Origin of the sequence: Streptomyces sp. NPDC059010 (assembly GCF_042740355.1) — a bacterium.
Classification (GTDB): domain Bacteria; phylum Actinomycetota; class Actinomycetes; order Streptomycetales; family Streptomycetaceae; genus Streptomyces.
In genome coordinates, this window is record NZ_JBHYJA010000050.1 from 55,769 (window position 1) to 76,122 (window position 20,354).

Below are 20,354 nucleotides of genomic sequence, written 5' to 3' on the forward strand. Positions count from 1 at the left end.
GCCATGGAGCTGCACCACGAGTTCACCGTCCCCGTCCCGGTCGACGAGGCCTGGCGCACGCTCCTCGACATCGAGCGCGTCGCGCCCTGTATGCCCGGGGCGAGCGTCGAGGAGTACGACGGCAAGACGGTGACCGGCGCGGTGAAGGTCAGGGTGGGTCCGATCACCGTGACGTACAAGGGCACCGCGGTCTTCGAGGAGCAGGACGAGACGGCGCACCGCCTGGTGCTGATCGCCGGCGGCCGGGAGACACGCGGGCAGGGCACCGCACGGGCCACGGTGACCGGAACGCTCAGCGAGCACGACGGCGGTACGGCCGTGTCGGTGCGCACCGATCTGACGGTGACCGGGCGTCCGGCGCAGTTCGGGCGTGGGGTGATGGCCGAGGTGGGCGACCGGCTGGTCGGGCAGTTCGCCGCCTGTCTGTCGCAGCGGCTGACCGAGCCGGCCGGAAGTGCCACGGTGGCCGAGACATCGCCCGACGAGCCCCTCGACCTGTTCCGCACGGCCGGGACACCGCTGGCCAAGCGCGCCGCGGCGGTGGCGGCGGCCGTGCTGGGCGTGCTGGTGGCGGCCCGGGTACGGCGGTGGCGGCAGGCCCGCCGGAAGTAGGCCGAAAGTGGTCGCAAACAGGGGGCTTCAGCGCGTGTAAGGCGGTCGCGAAAGGGTAGGCGGACCGACAACGGAGACCTACGCGCCTCCGAGAACAGAGCCGCAGAGCGGGAAGGAGGTCCATGACAGCGCATCGCAGCGCCCGGGCCGCTTCTCCTACTCGCGGAGCGGCCCGGTTCTTGTTTTAGGCCTACGGGCCTCTACGGCCGTCAGCGCGGTGGCAGCCGGTGCAGCTCCACGTCCGTGAGACGGCCCTCGCCCACGGTGGCGGTCATGTAGGTGCAGTGGGGCTGGCGGCGGCGGTCGGTCGGGGAGCCGGGGTTCAGCAGGCGCAGACCTGAGGCGGCGGTGGTGTCCCAGGGGATGTGACTGTGCCCGAAGACCAGCACGTCCAGGCCGGGGAAGCGGGCGGCGCAGCGTGCCTCGCGGCCCTGGGCGGCGCCGGTCTCGTGCACCACGCCGAAGCGCAGACCCCCGAGTTCCGCGTACGCCACCTCGGGGAGCCGGGCGCGCAGCTCCGGGCCGTCGTTGTTGCCGTGGACGCCGACGAGCCGGGCGCAGCGGCTCTCCAGCAGGTCGAGGGTGGCCGTGTCGACCCAGTCCCCGGCGTGGAACACGACGTCGGCGCGCAGGAGTTCGGCGAGCAGCGCGGCCGGCAGTTCCCTGGCGCGCTTGGGGAGGTGGGTGTCGGACATCAGCAGCAGACGCACGCCGTCAGGCTAGCCGCGAGGAGGATCGCCGCGCGGGCACGCCATGGTTGAGCGGTGGACAAATGCCGTGGCAGGGTTAGGATCACGCCACGGGCACCGTAATCTGGCGCAAACGCACAGCGACCCCTAGGGGGCTGGGACCCGCATGCCGGTCAAGGTCAGCGTCGTCGTCCCGGTGTACAACCCCGGGGTCTATATCGAGGGCTGTGCCGAGTCGTTGCTCGGGCAGTCGTTGCCGCCGGACGAATACGAAGTGATCTTCGTGGACGACGGCTCCACCGACGACACACCCGCCCTGCTGGACGCGCTCGCCGCCGCGGACCCCCGGGTCGCCGTCGTCCACCAGGCGAACTCCGGCTGGTCCGGCAAGCCCCGCAACGTCGGCATCGCCGCCGCCCGGGGCGAGTACGTGATGTTCGTCGACAATGACGACCACCTCGGCGCCGAGGCCCTTGAGCGGATGTACGACTACGGCGTGGCGAACGGCGCCGATGTCGTGGTCGGCAAGATGGCCGGCAAGGGCCGCGCGGTGCCCGTCGAACTGTTCCGCCGCAACCACCCGCATGCCACCGTCGAGAACGCGCCACTGATCGACAGCCTCACCCCGCACAAGATGTTCCGCCGCGCCTTCCTCGACGACATCGGCCTGCGCTTCCCCGAGGGCAGACGGCGGCTGGAGGACCACGTCTTCGTCACGGAGGCGTACCTGCGCGCGGCCAGCGTCTCGGTGCTCAGCGACTACGTCTGCTACTACCACGTCCGGCGCGACGACGCCTCGAACGCCGGTTTCCAGCGCTTCGACCCGGGCGGCTACTTCAAGAACCTCCGGGAGGCCCTGGACGTCGTCGAGCGGTACACCGAACCGGGCCCGCTGCGTGACCGGCTGTTCCGGCGGTGGCTGCGCGTGGAGATGGTCGAGCGGATGCGCGGACGGCGTTTCCTCGCGATGCCGGCGGACTGGCGCCGGGAGGTGTTCGCGGAGATCCACCAGGTCGTCGTGGAGCGCTTCGGGCCCGGCGTGGCGGCCGGACTGCAGCCGACGCAGCAGGTCGTGGCCGCGCTGCTCACGGCGGACCGGTACGACGACGTCGAGGCCTTCGCCGAGTGGGAGGCCGGTATCGCCCTCACGGCCGTTCCCGAGGGAGTGGCGTGGCAGGACGGCAGGCTGCGGATCGGTCTGACCGCCGAGTACACGTCCGCCGGTGAGCCGATGACGTTCGCCGCCGACGCGGCCCGTACACCGCTCGACGGCCCGCCCGGGGACCTGGCCGCGGCCATCGCCTGGGTAGGCGCCGACACCGTGGCCCGGTTCGACAAGGCCACCGCCGACCTGCTGCTGCGCGAGCGCGCCAGTGCCGCCCAGTACTTCCAGCAGGTGGAGTTCGCCCGGGAGCGGGTGCCGGAACCCGGCTCCGACGGCCAGGTCCACCTGGTGCTGCGCGCGACCGCGACCGTGGACCCGGCCACCCTCACCCGCGCCGGCCTGTGGGACGCCCTCGTGCGCGTCAAGCTGGGCGGCTGGACCAAGGAGTGCCGCCTCGGCCCCGCTCCGCTGCAGGACCGGCCCTCGCCCCACGCCGGTCTGGCTGGCGGCCACGTGGTCCTGCCGTACTGGACCGCACCGCACGCCCATCTCGCCCTGGACGTCGACCGCGCGACCCACCGCGTCGGCCTGGGCGCCCTCACTCCGGACGACGTCACGCTCACCGGCGACCGGCTGCGCGCCCCACTCCCGCTGCACGTCCCCGCCGCGGGCACCGAGGTGACACTCCGGCTCACCTCCTCCGGCATCGCCCAGGACGTGCCCGCCAAGCTGTCCCCGCACGAGGACGGAGCCCTGCTGGAGGCGGAGGTGCCCCTGGCCGACCTGAGGCGAGCGACCTGGCGAGTGGCACTCGGCGCCCCCGGACCCCGGCCCCGCTTCCTGGCGCTGCCCCTGGCCCTGCGCACGGGCGTCGGCGGAGTGCGCGTGGTGCGCCAGCCCCGCGCCGGTGCCCTACGACACCTCGTGCGCAGGGCACGACGCCGACTCGGTACGACCCTGGGCCGCACGGCGACCCGGCTCCGCGCCCGGGCCCGGCGGAGGTGACGTCATGCGGTCCCTCGGCATCGAAGGCGCCTGGGCGCTGGAGCCCAAGGTCTTCCCGGACGACCGGGGCAGGTTCCACGAGTGGTACCGCGGCGCGGAGTTCCGCGAGGCCACCGGCTACGACCTGTCCCTCGCCCAGGCCAACTGCTCCGTCTCCCGCTGGGGCGTCCTGCGCGGCGTGCACTTCTCGGACGTGCCGCCCGGCCAGGCCAAGTACGTGACCTGCCTGCGCGGCGCCATCCTCGACGTGGTCGTGGACCTCCGCGTCGGCTCCCCCACCTTCGCCCGCTGGGAGGCCCTGCGCCTCGACGACGACAGCCACCACGCCCTGTTCCTGGCGGAGGGCCTGGGCCACGCCTTCATGGCCCTGACGGACGACGCCACGGTGACCTACCTGTGCTCGACGGCCTACGCGCCGGAGCGGGAACACGGGGTGGACCCGCTCGACCCCGAGCTGGGCATCACCTGGCCCGAGGACATCACACCCCTTCTGTCCCCGAAGGACGCGCGGGCCCCGTCGCTGGCGGAGACACGAGAGGCCGGGCTGCTCCCGACGTACGAGGCCTGCACGGCGCACTACGACCGGTTGCGAGCCGGTCAGGCCTGAAGCCGGGTTCGGCCATGCCCCACGCCTTCGACAGCCGTACGCAACGCCTCCCACCCTCGCGACCTCCCGATCCGCAACGTCCGCGCCCGCGCCAACGGCCGCCAGAAACCCGCCCCTAGCAGCGCCTCGGGTGCCACCGCCCCCGCCCGGTCGAGAATCGTCTCGGGCACCTTCTGCGGATCGGGCACCTCGTACTCGGCCACGATCTCGTCGTACCGCTCCCGCAGCACCGTGCTGCGAGGATCGGCACCGAACACCACGAGCTGCCCGGTGGGCTGGGTGTCGACCAGCACCGTCACCAGATCCGGCCGATAGCGACCGAGGATCTCGGCGAGCTTGTACACGTCCCCGGTCCACGCCCCGGTGTGCCGGTCCCGCGCCGCCTCATCCACGTTGCGCGGCAGCATGTCGTCGAAGACGATCACGCTCGTCCAGTCGGAGTGCCGCTCGATGTTCATGAAGTCCCGCAGCGCGTACTCGAACAGATGCATCCCGTCGATGAACGACAGGTCGAGAACCGTCCGGCGCCAGTACGCGAGCGGACCGCGCCCCCGGCGCAGATTGCGCAGCGGATGCCGGCCGCCCTTGAGATGGATCAGCGGCCTGTCCCGGGCGAAGAAGTCGTCGCTGGTGGCCCTGACCAGGTGGACATCGCAGCGGAACTCCGTGACGACCTTGAAGGCGGGGTCGACGGCGATGGTGGGGACGCGGGAGAGGCGCAGGCTGCGGCCGTCGTTGACGCCGATCTCCAGGTAGTTGCGGTTGCCGCTGACCTTGTGCAGTTCCTTCAGGAACTCATGGCGTTTCACGAAGGGTCTCCTTGCGGATCCGGGGCAGTGCTTCGTGCAGGGCGGTGCGCCAGTCGCGGGCCCGCGCGAGGCCGAGCTCCTGCCGGCGGCGGTGCGCGAGGACCGTGTACGCGGGGCGGGGCGCGGGCCGCGGGAAGGCCTCACTGGTGACGGGCCGCACCCGGTCGGGGTCGGCGCCGAGCAGCCGGAACACCTCGCGGGCCAGGTCGTACCAGGTGGCCTCGCCGGAGTTGGTGGCGTGCAGGACGCCCGACGCGTCGGCGCCGACGCGCGGGCCGAGGTCGGCGATCGTCGTGGCGACGTCGGCGGTCCAGGTGGGCTGGCCGTGCTGGTCGTCCACGACGTCGACGGTGGTGCGGCTCGTCTCCAGCTCGATCATCGTGCGGACGAAACTGCGGCCGTGGGCGCCGTAGAGCCAGGCGACGCGCATGATGGCGCTCGCGGCCGGGAGTTCGTCCAGTACGCCCCGCTCCCCTGCCAGTTTGGTGCGGCCGTAGGCGGTGCGGGGGCCGGGGGGATCGTCCTCGGAGTACGGGGTCCGGGCGTCCCCGGCGAAGACGTAGTCGGTGGAGACATGGATCAGGCGCGCCCCGTGGGCGGCGCAGGCGCGGGCGAGGAGGCGGGGGCCGTCGCCGTTGACGCGCAGGGCCCGTTCCTCGTTCTTCTCGGCGTCGTCCACGGCCGTGTACGCGGCGCAGTTGACGACCACGTCCGGGTGCTGTGCGGCGAGGGCGTGGTCGACGGACGAGGGGCTGGTGATGTCGAGGGCGGCATGGTCGAGGCCGGTCACCCGTTCGCCGCGGGCGTGGAGTTCCGCGACCGTGTCGTGGCCGAGCATGCCGCCCGCGCCGGTGACCAGCCACTTCATCCGTGCTCCTCGCCGACGCGGCGTTTGAGGGGTTCCCACCAGGCGCGGTGGTCGCGGTACCAGGCGACGGTGGCGGCGAGGCCCGAGGCGAAGTCGTGGCGGGGGCGGTAGCCGAGTTCGGTGCGGGCCTTGGTCCAGTCGACGGAGTAGCGCAGGTCGTGGCCCTTGCGGTCCTCGACGTGCCGCACCCGCTCCCAGCCCGCGCCGCAGGCCGTCAGCAGCAGCTCGGTGAGGTCCTTGTTGCTGAGCTCGGTGCCGCCGCCGATGTTGTAGATCTCGCCGGGGCGGCCCTGGGTGCGGACGAGTTCGACGCCGTGGCAGTGGTCGTCGACGTGCAGCCAGTCACGGACGTTGAGGCCCTCGCCGTAGAGGGGGACCCGCTCGCCGTCGAGCAGGTTGGTGATGAACAGCGGGACGACCTTCTCGGGGAACTGGTGCGGGCCGTAGTTGTTGGAGCAGCGCGTGACGCGGACGTCCAGGCCGTGGGTGCGGTGGTAGGACAGGGCGAGCAGGTCGGAGGATGCCTTCGAGGCGGAGTACGGCGAGCTGGGCCGCAGGATGTCCTCCTCGGTGGCCGCACCCGCCCCTATCGAGCCGTAGACCTCGTCCGTCGATATGTGCACGAAGGGTTCGACGCGGTAGCGCAGGGCCGCGTCCAGCAGGGTCTGGGTGCCGACCACGTTGGTGAGGACGAAGTCGCCGGCGCCCGCTATCGAGCGGTCCACATGGGACTCGGCGGCGAAGTGCACGACCTGGTCGGCCTCGGCCATCAGCTTGTCGACGAGTTCGGCGTCCCGGATGTCCCCGTGGGCGAACTCCAGCCGTGGGTGGTCGAGTTCGAGGTTGTCCAGGGTGCCGGCGTAGGTGAGCTTGTCCAGCACCGTGATGTGCGGCCCGTCGGGCGCGTCCGGTGTGTCGCGGGCGAGGAGGGTGCGGACGTATGTCGAGCCGATGAAGCCGGCGGCGCCGGTGACGAGGAGGTTCATGTGTGGATCCGCACCTTGCTGTGGTCTCCGAGGACGAGCCGGTGGGCGCTGGGGACGCCGGTCGCGGGGGTGACCTCGGCGTGCCGGCCGATGAGGGAGGACTCGATGCGGCCCACGCCGTGGATCGAGGAGTCCCGCAGGACGATGGAGAACTCCAACTCGCTGTCGGTGACACGGCAGTTCTCCGCGATGGAGGTGAAGGGGCCGACGTAGGAGTCCTCGACGACGGTCCCGGCGCCGACGAGGGCGGGGCCGACGATGCGCGAGTTGACGATGCGCGCCCCCTTCTCCACGACCACGCGGCCCACGGTCTCCGAGGCGTCGTCCACGTCGCCGTCGATACGGCGTGCGAGGCCCTCCAGGACGGTCCGGTTCACTTCCAGCATGTCGGCGACGTTCCCGGTGTCCTTCCAGTAGCCCTTGATGACCGTGCAGCGCACGTCGGCGCGGGCGTCGATCAGGTGCTGGATGGCGTGGGTGATCTCCAGCTCGCCGCGCCAGGACGGCTCGATGGCGCGGACGGCGTCGTGGATGACGGGCGTGAACAGATAGACGCCGACGAGGGCGAGGTCGCTCTTGGGGTGTTCCGGTTTCTCCTCCAGGCCGACGACCTGGCCGAGTTCGTCGAGTTCGGCGACACCGAAGGCGCGCGGGTCCTGGACGCGGGTGAGCAGGATCTGGGCGTCGGGGCGGTTGCCGCGGAACTCGTCGACGAGGTCGGTGATGCCGCCGACGATGAAGTTGTCGCCGAGGTACATCACGAAGTCGTCGTCGCCGAGGTAGTCCCGGGCGATGAGGACGGCGTGGGCCAGTCCCAGCGGGCGTTCCTGGGGGATGTAGGTGATGTCGAGGCCGAATCTCGCGCCGTCGCCGACCGCGTCCTGGATCTCCGCGGCGGTGTCGCCGACGATCACGCCGACCTCGCTGATGCCGGCTTCGGCGATGGATTCCAGCCCATAGAACAGGACGGGTTTGTTGGCCACCGGGACGAGCTGTTTGGCCGAAGTGTGCGTGATCGGCCGCAGGCGCGTACCGGCGCCGCCGGACAGCACGAGTGCCTTCATCTGCTTCACCATAGCCCGGATCCGGCCGATTTGACGGGGCTGGGGTTGGCTTGTTCACAACGGCCGGGTCGCCGGGCGTTCATCGAAATCCGGCCGTACCCGTGCGGGACCGGGCCTCACTCGCCCAGCGCGATCTCGCTCCACACCTGTTTTCCGCCACTGACCGGCACCGTCCCCCAGGACGCCGACATGGCCTCGACCAGGAGGATGCCGCGGCCGCCGGTGGCCTCCCAGCTGATGCTGGTGGGCTTGACCGGCGTACGGGGTGAGGCGTCGGCGACGGCGACGCGCATCCGTCGGCCGACGAGGGTGAGGTCGAGGCGGACGCGGCCGTCGGTGTGCACGAGGGCGTTGGTGACGAGTTCGCAGACGACGAGCAGGACGGCGTCCATGTCGTGCGGCGGCACGCCCCAGGCGCGCAGGGTGCGGCGGGTGAAGCGGCGGGCGTGGCCGACGGCCTCCGGAACGCGCCAGACCGTCCAGCTCTCGCGCAGCGGGCGGACGGCCATGCCGTCGTAGCGCATGAGGAGCAGGGCGATGTCGTCGCTGCGGCGGGCGTCCACCAGGAGGGCGTCGGCGACGAGGCCGAGGTGGGCGGGGTCGGAGCGGGCGAGTTCCCGGGCGAGCCGGTCCATGCCGTCGTCGATGTCGGCGTCGGCGGACTCGACCAGGCCGTCGGTGGTGAGGGCGACCACGGTGCCGGGCTGCAGCCGTAGCGGGGTCATCGGGAAGGCGGCCTGCCGCAGCACGCCGAGCGGGGGGCCGCCCTCCACCTCCGGGATCTCGGTGCCGCCGTCCGGGTGACGCAGCACCGGCGGGAGGTGGCCGGCGCGCACGCACCAGGCGGAGCCCTCCTCCAGGTCGACGTCGACGTAGCAGCAGGTGGCGAAGAGGTCGGTCTCCATGTCCATGAGGAGGCGGTTGGAGTGGTGGACGACCACGTCCGGCGGGTGTCCCTCGGCGGCGTAGGCGCGCAGGGCGGTGCGCATCTGGCCCATCAGGGTGGCGGCGGCCGCGCTGTGGCCCTGTACGTCGCCGATGACGAGGGCCACATGGTTGTCGTGCAGCGGGATCACGTCGTACCAGTCGCCGCCGACCTCCAGTCCGGCCGTGGTCGGCAGATAGCGGGCGACGGCCTCCGCGCCGGGCAGCCGGGGCAGCCGGCGCGGCAGCAGCTGGCGTTGGAGCATGCCGACGAGTTCGTGCTCGGCGTCGAAGGCGTGGGCGCGCATCAAGGCCTGGCCGGCCAGGCCTGCGGAGGCGGTGAGCAGGGCGCGCTCGTCGGTGCCGAACTCGTGCGGGGTGTCCCAGCCGATCAGGCAGGCGCCGGCCATCCGGCCCCCGGCGGGCAGCGGCAGCACGGCCAGGCCGCCGGGTCCGACCTCGGCTAGGGCGGGTTCCAGCGGGGTGCCGGCCGGCCAGATCTGGGCGCGGCCGTCGCGCAGGGCGGCGGCGAGGGTGGGCATGGCACGCACAGGTGCGTCGGGCCACTCGGTACGCCACTCCAGGCGCCACAGCTCCGGCCAGGACTCGGGTTCGGGCGGGTCGAGGACGGTGACGACGAGCCGGTCGCCCTCCAGTCCGGCGAGCGCGATGCGGTCGGCCCGCAGCGGCTTGCGCAGGGCGGTGACGACGGCGTGGCTGACGTCCCGGACGGTGACGGCGGTGGCGAGGGCGGCGGCGAGGCGCTGGACGCGGGCCACGTCGGTGATCTCGGCGCGCAGCGTGGAGGCGTCGGCGACGGTGCCGACCAGGCGGGCCGGCCGGCCCTCACCGCCGGGCACGAGGCGGCCGCGCAGCCTGAGCCATCTGGGCGGGCCGGAGGGCTGCAGGACGCGGAACTCCAGCTCACGGTCGCCGATGGACATGTGGTCGGCCTCGACGACGGACATCAGCGACGGCAGGTCCTCGGGGACGGTCAGGCCGAGCAGGGTCTCGACCTTGCCGTCGAACTCGGCCGGGCCGAGGCCGAACAGCGCCAGGATGTCCTCGCCGACCTCGACACGGCCGCTGTCCATGGCGAGGCTGAACGCGCCGGCCGGCAGTTCGTCGCCCTCGGCGGCCGGGGGCCGGCCCGGGAAGGCGACGGCCTCGGCGACCAGCTCCAGGCAGGCGCGGTCGTCGGTGCCGAAGCCGCCGGGGCTCTCGCTCACGGCCAGCAGACAGCCGTCGTCGCCGGGGGCGGGGAGTGCGGCCAGGTGGAAGTCCCGCGACGGCGCCCGTCGTGATTCGGCGGAGTCGGCGAGCTGCGCCGGAGCCAGCCACACGGCCCGGCCGGTGCGGTGGGCGTCGGCGACCGGGGAGCGGCCGGTCAGGGCGTAGCCGTCGCGCAGGCCGTACAGGGTGCGGGGCACGCCGACGGCCTCGATCAGGCACAGCAGCTCGCCGTCCTCGCTCGGCGTGTACACGGCGGCGAAGGAGGCCCCGCCGAAGACGAGGGCCTGCTCCAGGACGCGGCGCAGCCGTTCGGGCGAGTCCGGCTCGACGGAAAGCGCCTTCAGTGCGCCCTCGGCGCGCGGACGCCTCGTCCTGCGTCCCGCAGCACCCTCACTCACCACGTCCGCCATTACAGCGCTTGTGGGCCACGTGCGCAGCCCCTGTGACGGTTCGATGAACCGTCGACGAGGACCGCGCTCGAAACCGTCCGAACAGTTCTTGACGCATGCGTTCCGCACGGTGATCTCGTGACAGGCATGACTGTCCGTGCCCGTCCGGCCACTGGAAGGCTCGGCGTCGGGTCATGGAGGGGGACGCATGGACAAGCGGTACGAGGTGTACGCGCTCGCCGACCGGCACTTCTACGAGACACCCGAACGCATGTCCGTGGGGGCGCGGGACACCGAGCGCCACTACGAGGCGGCGCGGCGCGAGGTGCCGGAGGGCTGGGAGGCTGCGCGGATCGGGGACTGGCTGGCGTTCACGCCGCTCGGCGCGGACGGGGCGCCGGTGCCGGGCCCCGCGCAGGGCTGGAAGATCCATGTCTCGGCCACCCGGGAGGGCGCGGAGCGGATCGCGGCGATCGTCTGGGACTACTGCGTGCCGCGGCGCATCCCGTTCAAGTTCGTGCCGGGCCCGCAGCTGCTGCACCTGCGCAACACCAAGTACGCCGCCCGTGACTCCAGCGGCAAGTTCGTCACGCTCTACCCGTCCGACGAGGAGCAGCTGCACGTCGTGCTGCGCGAGCTCGGCAGGCTCCTGGAAGGCTTCGAGGGGCCGTACATCCTCACCGATCTGCGGTGGGGCGACGGCCCGCTCTACGTCCGGTACGGCGCGTTCGCGCGCACCTTCGTCGTCGACGAGCGCGGCTCGCTGGTGCCGGCGGTGCTGGACGGTGCGGGCAAGCGGGTGCCGGACCGGCGGGCGCCGTCCTTCCAGGTGCCCGAGTGGGTGACGCTGCCGGCGTTCCTGGAGCCGCATCTGGCGGCACGCAACACGACGACGGTGGGTGAACTGCCGTACCGCATCGAGAAGGCGCTGCACTTCTCCAACGGCGGCGGGGTGTACGCGGGCACCGACACCCGGGACGGGCGGCGGGTCGTGCTGAAGGAGGGGCGGCCGCACGCGGGGCTGGCCGCCGACGGGGCGGACGCGATCACGCGTCTGGAGCGGGAGAAGGCCGCGCTGGAGCGGGTGGCGGGGACGGGGGTGGTGCCTGAGGTGCGGGACTGGTTCACGCTCGGCGACCACCGGTTCCTCGTCATGGACTTCCTGGAGGGGCGCCCGCTGAACTCGTTCTTCGCGGAGCGGCATCCGCTGCTGACTCCGGATCCCGACCCGAAGGCGGTGGCCGAGTACACGGCCTGGGCGGTGCGCATCCACGGGGCGGTTCAGCGCGCGGTGGAGGCGGTGCACGCGCGCGGGATCGCCTTCAACGACCTGCATGTCTTCAACATCATGGTCCGCCCCGACGAGGAGTCGGTGTCCCTGCTCGACTTCGAGGCGGCGGCGCCGATCTCCGAGCAGGGCCGGCAGGTGGTCGCCCACCCCGGCTTCTTCGCCCCGCCGGACCGCACCGGCGCCGACGTCGACCGCTATGCGCTGGCCTGTCTGCGGCTCGCCCTGTTCCTGCCGGTCACCACGCTGTTCGTGGTCGACCGGGGCAAGGCGGCCCACCTGGCCGAGGTGATCTCCCGTGAATTCCCGGACGTACCGCGGCAGTTCCTGGACGAGGCGGTCGCGGAGATCACGCGCGGTATGCCGGTGCGCGCGGCGTCCTTCGTGGCGCCCGGGGACTGGCCGTACAGCCGGGACTCCATGGTGAAGGCGCTCCTCGCCTCGGCGACCCCGGAGCGCGACGACCGGCTCTTCCCCGGCGACATCACCCAGTTCTCCGACGGCGGCGGTCTCGGCCTCGCGCACGGTGCGGCGGGTGTCCTGTACGCGCTGGACGCGGTCGGCGCCGAGCGCTACGAGGAGGGCGAGCGCTGGCTGCTGGCCCGCACCGCACCGCCCCCGACGGGCACACCGCTCGGCCTGTACGACGGTCTCGCGGGCGTCGCCCACGTCCTGGACCGGCTCGGCCACCGGCAGCGCGCCCTCGACCTGGTCGAGGGAATCCTCCAGGAGCGCTGGCAGAACCTGTCCTCCGACCTGCACGGCGGACTGGCCGGACTCGGCCTGGTCCTGGCCCAGTTGGCGGACACGACCGGCGAGACGGAGTTACGGCACCGGGCCGCCGAGGCCGCCGACATCCTCGTACGGCGACTCGCGCAGCCGCCTGCGGACACCCCGGCACGGCGTCGGTCCGGGCTGCTGCGGGGTGCGAGCGGACCCGCGCTGTTCCTGCTGCGGCAGTACGAACGGACCGGCGACCAGGGGCTGTTGAAGGCGGCCGGGGTCGCGCTCAGGCGGGATCTGGAGTGCTGCGTGACGCATCCGGGCGGCTCGCTGGAGGTGAACGAGGGCTGGCGGACGCTGCCGTACCTCGGTGACGGAAGCGCGGGCATCGGGATGGTCCTGGACGACCACCTCGGTCATGCCGACGACCCCGACGGGGAGTTCGAGCGGGCCCGCGCCGGGATCCTGACCGCCGCCACCAGCCGCTTCTACGTCCAGCCGGGTCTCTTCCAGGGCCGCGCCGGGATGATCCTGCACCTCGCCCGCACCGACACGCCCGGGGCGACCCGCGAGCGGCTGGACGGGCAGATCGCCGGGCTCGGCTGGTTCGCGATGGACTACCAGGGCCAACTGGCCTTCCCGGGACACCAGATGATGCGGCTCTCCATGGACCTGGCCACCGGAACGGCAGGGTGCCTGCTCGCGCTCGGCGCGGCGCACACGCCCCCCGGTGACCGGACCACCGCTCATCTGCCGTTCCTGCCGCCGCTCGGGCGGCCCCCACAGCACGGTTCCGCGACCTGACGGAGCCGTGATCCAACCCCGTCCCCACGGGTGGACGACACCGAAGGAAGGAATGCGAGATGGCACTTCTCGACCTGCAGGCGATGGAGTCCGAAGAGCGCACCGAAGGCGGTGGCCCGAGCACCCTGAGCCTGCTGTCCTGCGTCAGCGCGGCCAGCCTGACGCTCTGTCTCTGACCAGCACGGCGCGCCTATGACTCCGGGCGGTCCACTCCCAGAGGGAGGGGCCGCCCGGGGTCCTGCACACGGTCCGCCGCACACCGAGGTCTGTTCACCGACTCCGAGTTCACCGGCTCTGAGGGGCACAGCCGTATGTCTGAGGGGCGCAGTCGTATGACCGATGCCGTCAGGACGCTGCCCGGGCCACTCGGTCCGGCCCCCGCCCGCTGTCTTGCCCTGTGCCTGGTGAGCATCGCCGCGACCGGCGCCGGTCTGCTGCTGCCCGCCGCGCTGGGCCACACCCTGGACCTGCTGCTGACGCGGGCCCCGGCGACCCGATGGGTGCTGTACTGCGCCGCGATCGTGGTGCTGCTCGCCCTGCTCGACGCGGGCGAGACCGTGCTGGGCGGCACGGTCGACGCCCGCACCACCGCCTGGCTGCGCGGACGTCTGACCGGGCATGTCCTGGCCGTCGGCCCGCGCGCCGCCGCCCGCTTCGGACCCGGCGACCTCGTCGCCCGCCTCGTCGGCAACGCCGCCCAGGCCGGCACGGCGCCCACCGCCCGCGCGGCCCTGCTCGCCGCTCTCGCCGGGCCGATCGGCGGCATCGTCGCCCTCGCACTGATCGACCCGTGGCTGGCGGCCGTACTGCTGGCCGGGGCCCCGGTCCTGGCCCTGCTGCTGAAGGCGTTCGCCCGTGACACCAGGGACTGCGTGGCGCGCTACCAGCGGGCGCAGGGGCGGATCGCGCAGGCGCTCTCGGAGGCCGTCCGCGGGCACCGCACCATCGAGGCGGCGGGTAAGGCGGACCGGGAGACGGCACGGATCCTGCGGCCGTTGCCCGAACTGTCCGCGGCCGGGCACCGGATGTGGCGGGTGCAGGGGCTGGCCGCGGGCCGGTCGGTGGCCGTGGCGCCGCTGCTCCAGCTCGGCGTCGTCGCCGTGGCCGGGGTGCTGCTGGCCCGGCACCGGCTGAGCGTGGGCGAGCTGCTCGCGGCCTCCCGGTACGCGGTCCTCGCCACCGGGGTCGGCGTACTGGTCGCCCACCTCGCCGGGCTGGCCCGGGCCCGCGCGGCCACGGGGCGCCTGCACGAGGTCCTCGCGGAGCCCGCCCCCGGCTACGGCGAACGCGGACTGCCGCCGGGACCGGGCCGGCTGGAGCTGCGCGGGGTGACCGCCCGGCGCGGCGAGCGCACGGTACTCGACGGAGTCGACCTGGTGGTGCCCGGCGGGACCACGCTGGCCGTGGTGGGCCGGTCCGGCGCCGGCAAGTCGCTGCTCGCCGCGATCGCCGGACGGCTGGCCGAGCCGGACGCCGGAGACGTGCTGCTCGACGGGGTGCCACTGCGTGACCTCACCCACCACGCCCTGCGCCGGGCCGTCGGCCACGCCTTCGAACGCCCCGCGCTGCTGGGCGGCACCATCGAGGAGGAGATCGGCCTCGCCCTGCCGTCGCCCTCCCCCGCCCGCGTCCGGGAGGCGGCGCGCACGGCCCACGCCGACGACTTCGTGCGCCGTCTGCCCCAGGGGTACGCCACCCCCGTCGTCGACGCCCCGCACTCCGGCGGGGAGTCCCAACGCCTCGGCCTCGCCCGGGCGTTCGCCCACGGCGGCCGCCTGCTGATCCTCGACGACGCCCTCTCCAGCCTCGACACGGTGACCGAGGCCCGTATCACCACGACCCTCGTCAACGGCGGCGAACACGACGGCACCCGCCTCCTGATCGCCCACCGCGCCACCACGGCCGCCCGCGCGGACGCGGTGGCCTGGCTGGACGGGGGGCGGGTGCGGGCGGTGGGACGGCACGCGGAGCTGTGGGAGATGCCGGAGTACCGGGCGGTGTTCGCGGACGGGGAGGGAGCGTGATCGGGGCGGACGATGGCCGCCATGGTCACAAGCCACGAGCGCGGCGGTCGGAGGGATCGCCATGACCAAGCGCACGACCGAGACGCGGTCGGGGGGCGGTCTGGGAGCGGCCATGACCAGAGGCACGAGCGAGGCGGTCGGAGGGCCGCCATCACCGAGCGCACGACCGAACCGGGTGGGAAGCGGCCATGACGAAGAACATGACCGAAGCGGGCGGGAAGCAGCCATGAGCAAGGGCGTGAGCGAGGGCGTCCACCGGCGTGGCCTGCGCTTTCTGCGGGGCCGGTGGGCGGTCGTGCTGCGGCTCGGTGGCTGGTCCGTGCTGGAGACCGGGCAGACCTTCCTCACCGGATACGCGCTCGCCCGGGCCCTGGACGACGGGTTCCTGGCCGGGCGCCCCGGCACCGGGCTCGTCTGGCTCGGGGTGGCCGGACTCGGGGTGCTCGTCGGGGCGTACGGCACCGTGCGGGTGTACGGCGCGGTCGCCGCCCTCACCGAACCGCTCCGGGACCGGCTGGTGACGCGGGTGGTCGCGCGCGGGGTGCGGGAGGCGGACGCCGGGGCGCTGTCCGGGCTGACCCAGCAGGTGGAGATCGCACGGGACACCTTCGCCGGGCTGGTGATGGTCTCGCGTTCGTTCGTGTTCACGGCGGCCGGTGCCGTCGTGGGACTGGTGTCGCTCGACCCACTGCTCCTGCTCGTGGTGGGGCCGCCGCTCGCCGCCGGTCTGGGCCTGTTCGCGGCGACACTGCGGCCGCTGGCCCGTCGGCAGGAGGCGTTCCTCGTCGCCGACGAGGCGCTGGCCGACGGGCTCGGCGCCGTCTGCCCGGGGCTGCGGGACATCACCGCGGCCGGGGCCGAGGAACGGGTCGCCGCCGCCACGCGCCGCCGCGTCGACGCCGAGCAGCGAGCCGCGTGTTCCCTCGCCCACTGGGGCGTCCTGCGGGTGGCCTCGCTCGCGCTCGGCGGCCAGCTCCCGATCGTCCTGCTCCTCGCCTGCGCGCCCTGGCTCCTGGATCACGGCGTCACCCCCGGCGCGCTGGTGGGTGCCCTCGCCTACGTCACCCAGTCCCTGCTGCCCGCCTTGCGCAACCTGGTCCACGGCCTGGGCACGAGCGGCTCACGGCTGGCGGTGGTGTTGCGACGGCTGACCCGCGAGGCGTCCTCCGGGGCCGGGATCGAAGCGAGTGAGTCGACTCAAGCCGGAGCAAGTACAGAAGCCGGAGCCTCCCCGGCGTCGCCGTCGCCGTCGGTGTCGGCGTCGGCCCCGGTGCATGTGTCGGCGTCGGCATCCGAAGCGCCCTCCACCCCGCCCGCCCTCTCCCTCACCTCCGTCACCTTCGCCTACGGCCCCGCCGCCACCCCCGTCATCGACGACCTCGACCTCACCCTCCCGCCCGGCACCCACCTGGCCGTCGTCGGACCGAGCGGTATCGGGAAGTCCACGCTCACCGCGCTGGTCGCCGGGCTGCTGCAACCGGGGCGCGGCACGGTCCGGCTGTGCGGGCACCCGGTGCCCGGGCCGCAGGCCGCCGCGTCGCGGGTGCTCATCCCGCAGGAGGCGTACGTGTTCACCGGCACGCTCGCCGAGAACCTCGGGCTGCTGCGGCCGGACCCGGTGCCAGAGGCGGAGCTGCTCGCCGCGGCCGAGGACGTGGGGCTGCTGCCGCTGCTCGATGCGCTCGGCGGGCCGGACGCGCCGGTCGATCCGGCGGCGCTCTCCGCCGGGGAGCGGCAGCTCGTCGCGCTGACGCGGGCCTATCTGTCGCGGGTGCCCCTCGCCCTGCTCGACGAGGCGACCTGCCATCTGGACGCGAGGGCCGAGGAGCGTGCGGAGCGGGCCTTCGCGGACCGGCCGGGCGGCACGCTGGTGGTCGTCGCGCACCGCATCAGCTCGGCCCGCCGCGCCGACCGGGTGCTGGTGATGGACGGGCGGCGCACGGCGTACGGCACCCACGACGAACTGCTGCGCCGCTCGGCGTCGTACCGGGAGCTCGTGGGCGGCTGGACGCCCGTGCCGTCACAGCCAGCCCTCGCCCTGCGAGATCCGGATCGCGTCGATGCGGTTGCGGGCACCGGTCTTGCGGGTGATGGCGGCCATGTAGTTGCGCACCGTCCCGTGGGACAGATGCAGACTCCGCGCGATCTCCGCCACCGAGGCTCCCTCGGCGGCGAGTGACAACACGCTCAGCTCCCGCCGGGTCAGCGGCATCTCGGCGGCTTTGAGGAAACCGAAGCCCAGCGAGTCGTCGATGAAACGTTCCCCCGCGGCGACCCGCCGGATCCCGTGCACGAGGTTCTCGGGCGAGCCCTCCTTGTCCACGTAGCCGAGCGCACCGGCCTCGGCGGCCCGCTTCAGCAGGCCCGGTCTGTGCGAGCCGGCCAGCACGAGGAGCCGTGGCGGGATGCGGCCCGGCTCGCGGACGCAGAGGTCGCCCAGGGGCGGGATGCCGTAGGTGTCCGTGCAGTCGAGGTCGGCCGCGCAGACGTCCGGTCGTACGGATCGCAGCCGACCCGCCGCGCTCTGCCACGAGGCGTCGAACACCCTGAGGTCCGGTTCCCGCCGCAGCCAATCCGCCAGGACCGACCTGACCAGACACACGTCGTGCACCAGAAGCACCCGGATCACTTCCCGTCCCTTCGATTCGCCGTACGCCGGTTCCGTGGTGAAGAGCGCGTGCCCCATTGTTCGCGTCCGGCACCGCCACCGGGCGCGAAGAATCGGCCATCAGGGTGCGCGGGGGCGCACGCGCGGCGCCCGTACGCTGCCTCGCGCTTCGACTGCGGGGGCATGCTCCGGGGCCGACGGGGTACGCGGCGGATCTCGCCATGCCGCGGATACCCCTGTGCCGCTGCACACGCCCGCCGGGTCCAGTTGTGCGCTCGCCGTGCGCGAAGAGGCGTGAGGGGGCAGATTTGAGCCCTGGGACCCCTGCGCGCGCGAGCGGCTCGGGTCGCCTCGGGACGCGCCCGTGCGAGGAGGTGGTCGGCGTGTCCGACGGGCACACGCCCGCCCAGGCAACGGCGTCCGCACGGACACGGGTCGGTCGGCCGCTGCTGTCGCTGGCGCTGGCCTCGATGATGGACGAGGTGCACGCGCACTCCGGTGCCGTGTATCTGCTGGCCGCCGACGAACCCGTACTGGAGATGGCGGTGATGGCGGGCCTGCCCAGGGCGTTCGCGGCGCCGTGGGAGCGGGTGGGGCTGAGCGCGCCGATCCCGGTGGCCGAGTCGGTGCGTGAACGGCGGCTGGTCTGGGTGCGGGGCGAGGAGGACATGGCGGCCCGCTTCCCGCGGATCGCCGTCGTCCTGCCCTATCCGTTCGCGCTGGCCGCGCTGCCGGTGGCCACCGAGTCCACCGCGTACGGCGCGATCTTCGTGACCTGGCCGGGTTCGCATCCCCCGGAGCTGTCGGACCGGGAGCGGGAGCATCTGACGGCCGCCTGCCGACGGCTCGCGGTGCGGCTGGAACGCGCGATGGAGGACAGCCGTCCGCCGCTGCCCGAGCCCGATCTGCTGGCCGGCCCGGCGTTCAGCGGCGCGGCCGGCACGCTCGGCACGGTGGAGGCGGCGCGGATGGTGGCGCGGCTGCCGTACGGGCTGTGCTCGCTCGATCTGCACGGCCGGGTCAGTTTCGCCAACCCGGTGGCGGCCGAGCTCATCGGTGTCCCGGCCAGCCGGCTGCTCGGCAACCAGCTGTGGGCGTCGGTGCCCTGGCTGAACGACCCGGTGTACGAGGACCGTTACCGGGCCGCGCTGATGAGCCAGCAGACCACGTCGTTCGTGGCCCTGCGCCCGCCCGGCGACTGGCTGTCGTTCCGGATGTATCCGAGCACGACTGGCCTGAGCGTGCGGATCAGCAGGGCCCGCGCGGTGGCCGAGATGGGGCGCGGCGGGCCCCGGTCGGGCGACACGCCGGCCCGGCTGGTGACCATCTCGCAGGTGCTGAGCCTGGCCGGCGCGCTCACCGAGGCGGCCGGAGTGCAGGACGTGGTGCAGCTGGTCGCCGACGAGATCGTCCCGGCCGTCGGCAGCCAGGCACTGGTCGTCCTGGGATCGCGGGCGGGGCGACTGCATGTGCTGGGCCACCGCGGCTATCCGGAGGCGCGGGTCGTCGAGCAGTTCGACGGGATGCCGATGACGGAGCGGACCCCGGGCGCCCATGCGCTCACCACCGGGGTGCCCGCGTTCTTCGAGTCCCAGCAGGATCTGGAGCGCCTGTATCCGGCCCGGCACGCGACCCCCGACGGCTTCGCGGCCTGGGCGTATCTGCCGCTGATCGCCTCCGGCCGGCCGGTCGGCACCTGTGTGTTCGCCTACGCCGAGCCGCATCCCTTCCCGGCGGACGAGCGCGCGGTCCTGACCAGTCTGGGCGGGCTGATCGCGCAGGCGCTGGAGCGGGCCCAGCTGTACGACGCCAAGCACCAGCTGGCGCACGGCCTGCAGTCCGCCCTGCTCCCCCACTCGCTGCCGGAGCTGCCCGGCGTCGACGCCGCCGCGCGCTATCTGCCCGCCACGCAGGGCATGGAGATCGGCGGCGACTTCTACGACCTGGTGCCTACGGAGCAGGGCCTGACGGCGGCGGTGATCGGGGATGTGCAGGGCCACAACGTCACCGCGGCCGGCCTGATGGGCCAGATCCGCACCGCCGTACGGGCGTACACGACCGTCGGCCAGGCGCCCGAGGAGGTCATGCGCAGCACCAACCGGCTGTTGCTCGACCTCGGCGCGGACCTGTTCGCGAGCTGTCTGTATCTGCGCCTCGATCCGGAGCACGGGCGGGCGGTGATGGCCCGCGCCGGGCATCCTCCGCCCCTGCTGAGACGGCCCGACGGACGGGTGCGGGTGCTCGACCTCGCCGGCGGCCCGCTGCTCGGCATCGACGGCTCGCCCGCCTACCCGACCACCGACGTCGACCTCACGCCCGGCTCCGTGCTCGTCCTGTACACCGACGGACTGATCGAGTCGCCCGGGGTCGACATCGAGGACGCGCTCGCCGACCTGGGCAAGGTGCTCACGGAGGCCGGGGAGCGGCCTCTGGACGAGCTGGCCGACCTGCTGGTCCAGCACAGTGCGTCGGTGCGGGAGCGGGTCGACGACGTGGCGCTGTTGTTGCTGCGGGCTCAGGGCTGACGGGGCCGACGTGTTGTGGGGGGCGAGGCCCACGGCCCTGAAACGGAGCGGTCCGGCCCTCCCGCCGGAGGGCCGGACTGTGTTCTCGTCC

General features: G+C 73.3%; 14 protein-coding genes and 1 pseudogene. 8 read left to right on the forward strand and 7 right to left on the reverse strand.

Annotated elements, in window-relative coordinates:
* Positions 1-3 precede the first annotated feature (3 nt).
* Positions 4-612, forward strand: coding sequence for an SRPBCC family protein (locus ACFWYS_RS38330; protein WP_384779543.1), 609 nt, complete (start codon positions 4-6; stop codon positions 610-612).
* 209 nt (positions 613-821) lie between these two features.
* Here the strand turns inward: ACFWYS_RS38330 and ACFWYS_RS38335 are convergent, their stop codons facing one another.
* Entirely contained in the window at positions 822-1,322 is a 501-nt protein-coding gene (locus ACFWYS_RS38335; RefSeq protein WP_384779546.1) for a metallophosphoesterase family protein, read from the reverse strand.
* A gap of 145 nt (positions 1,323-1,467) precedes the next feature.
* Between ACFWYS_RS38335 and ACFWYS_RS38340 the strand changes: the two genes are divergently transcribed.
* Both ACFWYS_RS38340 and rfbC read left to right on the forward strand, forming a co-directional pair.
* A complete protein-coding gene (locus tag ACFWYS_RS38340; protein WP_384779549.1) occupies positions 1,468-3,411 on the forward strand; it encodes a glycosyltransferase in 1,944 nt (647 codons plus the stop codon).
* A 4-nt stretch (positions 3,412-3,415) separates the two neighbouring features.
* Entirely contained in the window at positions 3,416-4,018 is a 603-nt protein-coding gene (rfbC, locus tag ACFWYS_RS38345) for a dTDP-4-dehydrorhamnose 3,5-epimerase (protein WP_384779552.1), read from the forward strand.
* Here rfbC and ACFWYS_RS38350 read toward each other — a convergent pair.
* The 5 genes from ACFWYS_RS38350 to ACFWYS_RS38370 all read right to left on the reverse strand — a co-directional run bounded on the left by ACFWYS_RS38350 (position 4,009) and on the right by ACFWYS_RS38370 (position 10,312).
* On the reverse strand, positions 4,009-4,827 hold the full coding sequence (locus ACFWYS_RS38350) for a class I SAM-dependent methyltransferase (RefSeq protein ID WP_384779555.1): 819 nt from the start codon (positions 4,825-4,827) through the stop codon (positions 4,009-4,011). The two genes, rfbC and ACFWYS_RS38350, sit on opposite strands and share 10 nt — an antisense overlap.
* On the reverse strand, positions 4,814-5,695 hold the full coding sequence (gene rfbD / locus ACFWYS_RS38355; protein WP_384779558.1) for a dTDP-4-dehydrorhamnose reductase: 882 nt from the start codon (positions 5,693-5,695) through the stop codon (positions 4,814-4,816). Before rfbD ends, ACFWYS_RS38350 begins: the two co-directional genes overlap by 14 nt.
* Entirely contained in the window at positions 5,692-6,681 is a 990-nt protein-coding gene (rfbB, locus tag ACFWYS_RS38360; protein WP_384779561.1) for a dTDP-glucose 4,6-dehydratase, read from the reverse strand. Before rfbB ends, rfbD begins: the two co-directional genes overlap by 4 nt.
* A complete protein-coding gene (locus tag ACFWYS_RS38365; RefSeq protein ID WP_384779564.1) occupies positions 6,678-7,745 on the reverse strand; it encodes a glucose-1-phosphate thymidylyltransferase in 1,068 nt (355 codons plus the stop codon). Before ACFWYS_RS38365 ends, rfbB begins: the two co-directional genes overlap by 4 nt.
* 116 nt (positions 7,746-7,861) lie before the next feature.
* Positions 7,862-10,312 carry a SpoIIE family protein phosphatase gene (locus ACFWYS_RS38370; RefSeq protein WP_384779568.1) on the reverse strand — a complete coding sequence of 817 codons (2,451 nt, stop codon included), beginning with the start codon at positions 10,310-10,312 and terminating at the stop codon, positions 7,862-7,864.
* A 187-nt stretch (positions 10,313-10,499) separates the two neighbouring features.
* Here ACFWYS_RS38370 and lanKC point away from each other — a divergent pair, with 187 nt between their 5' ends.
* From lanKC to ACFWYS_RS38390, 4 genes are all read left to right on the forward strand, one after another.
* Complete coding sequence (gene lanKC / locus ACFWYS_RS38375; RefSeq protein ID WP_384779571.1) at positions 10,500-13,106, forward strand: class III lanthionine synthetase LanKC; 2,607 nt, start codon at positions 10,500-10,502, stop codon at positions 13,104-13,106.
* Between the two features lie 59 nt (positions 13,107-13,165).
* Positions 13,166-13,282, forward strand: a complete 117-nt coding sequence (locus ACFWYS_RS38380; protein WP_093909968.1) for a SapB/AmfS family lanthipeptide — start codon at positions 13,166-13,168, stop codon at positions 13,280-13,282.
* A 156-nt stretch (positions 13,283-13,438) separates the two neighbouring features.
* Positions 13,439-15,130 (forward strand): ABC transporter ATP-binding protein, encoded by a 1,692-nt coding sequence (locus tag ACFWYS_RS38385; protein WP_384779575.1) that lies wholly within the window; start codon positions 13,439-13,441, stop codon positions 15,128-15,130.
* A gap of 226 nt (positions 15,131-15,356) precedes the next feature.
* Positions 15,357-17,309, forward strand: a complete 1,953-nt coding sequence (locus tag ACFWYS_RS38390; RefSeq protein ID WP_384779579.1) for an ATP-binding cassette domain-containing protein — start codon at positions 15,357-15,359, stop codon at positions 17,307-17,309.
* Here the strand turns inward: ACFWYS_RS38390 and ACFWYS_RS38395 are convergent.
* A pseudogene (locus ACFWYS_RS38395) lies at positions 17,235-17,816 on the reverse strand (LuxR C-terminal-related transcriptional regulator); the annotation flags it as partial. The gene ACFWYS_RS38390 and the pseudogene ACFWYS_RS38395 sit on opposite strands and share 75 nt — an antisense overlap.
* A 296-nt stretch (positions 17,817-18,112) precedes the next feature.
* Between ACFWYS_RS38395 and ACFWYS_RS38400 the strand changes: the two are divergent.
* Positions 18,113-20,263 (forward strand): SpoIIE family protein phosphatase, encoded by a 2,151-nt coding sequence (locus ACFWYS_RS38400; RefSeq protein WP_384779582.1) that lies wholly within the window; start codon positions 18,113-18,115, stop codon positions 20,261-20,263.
* Positions 20,264-20,354 lie beyond the last annotated feature (91 nt).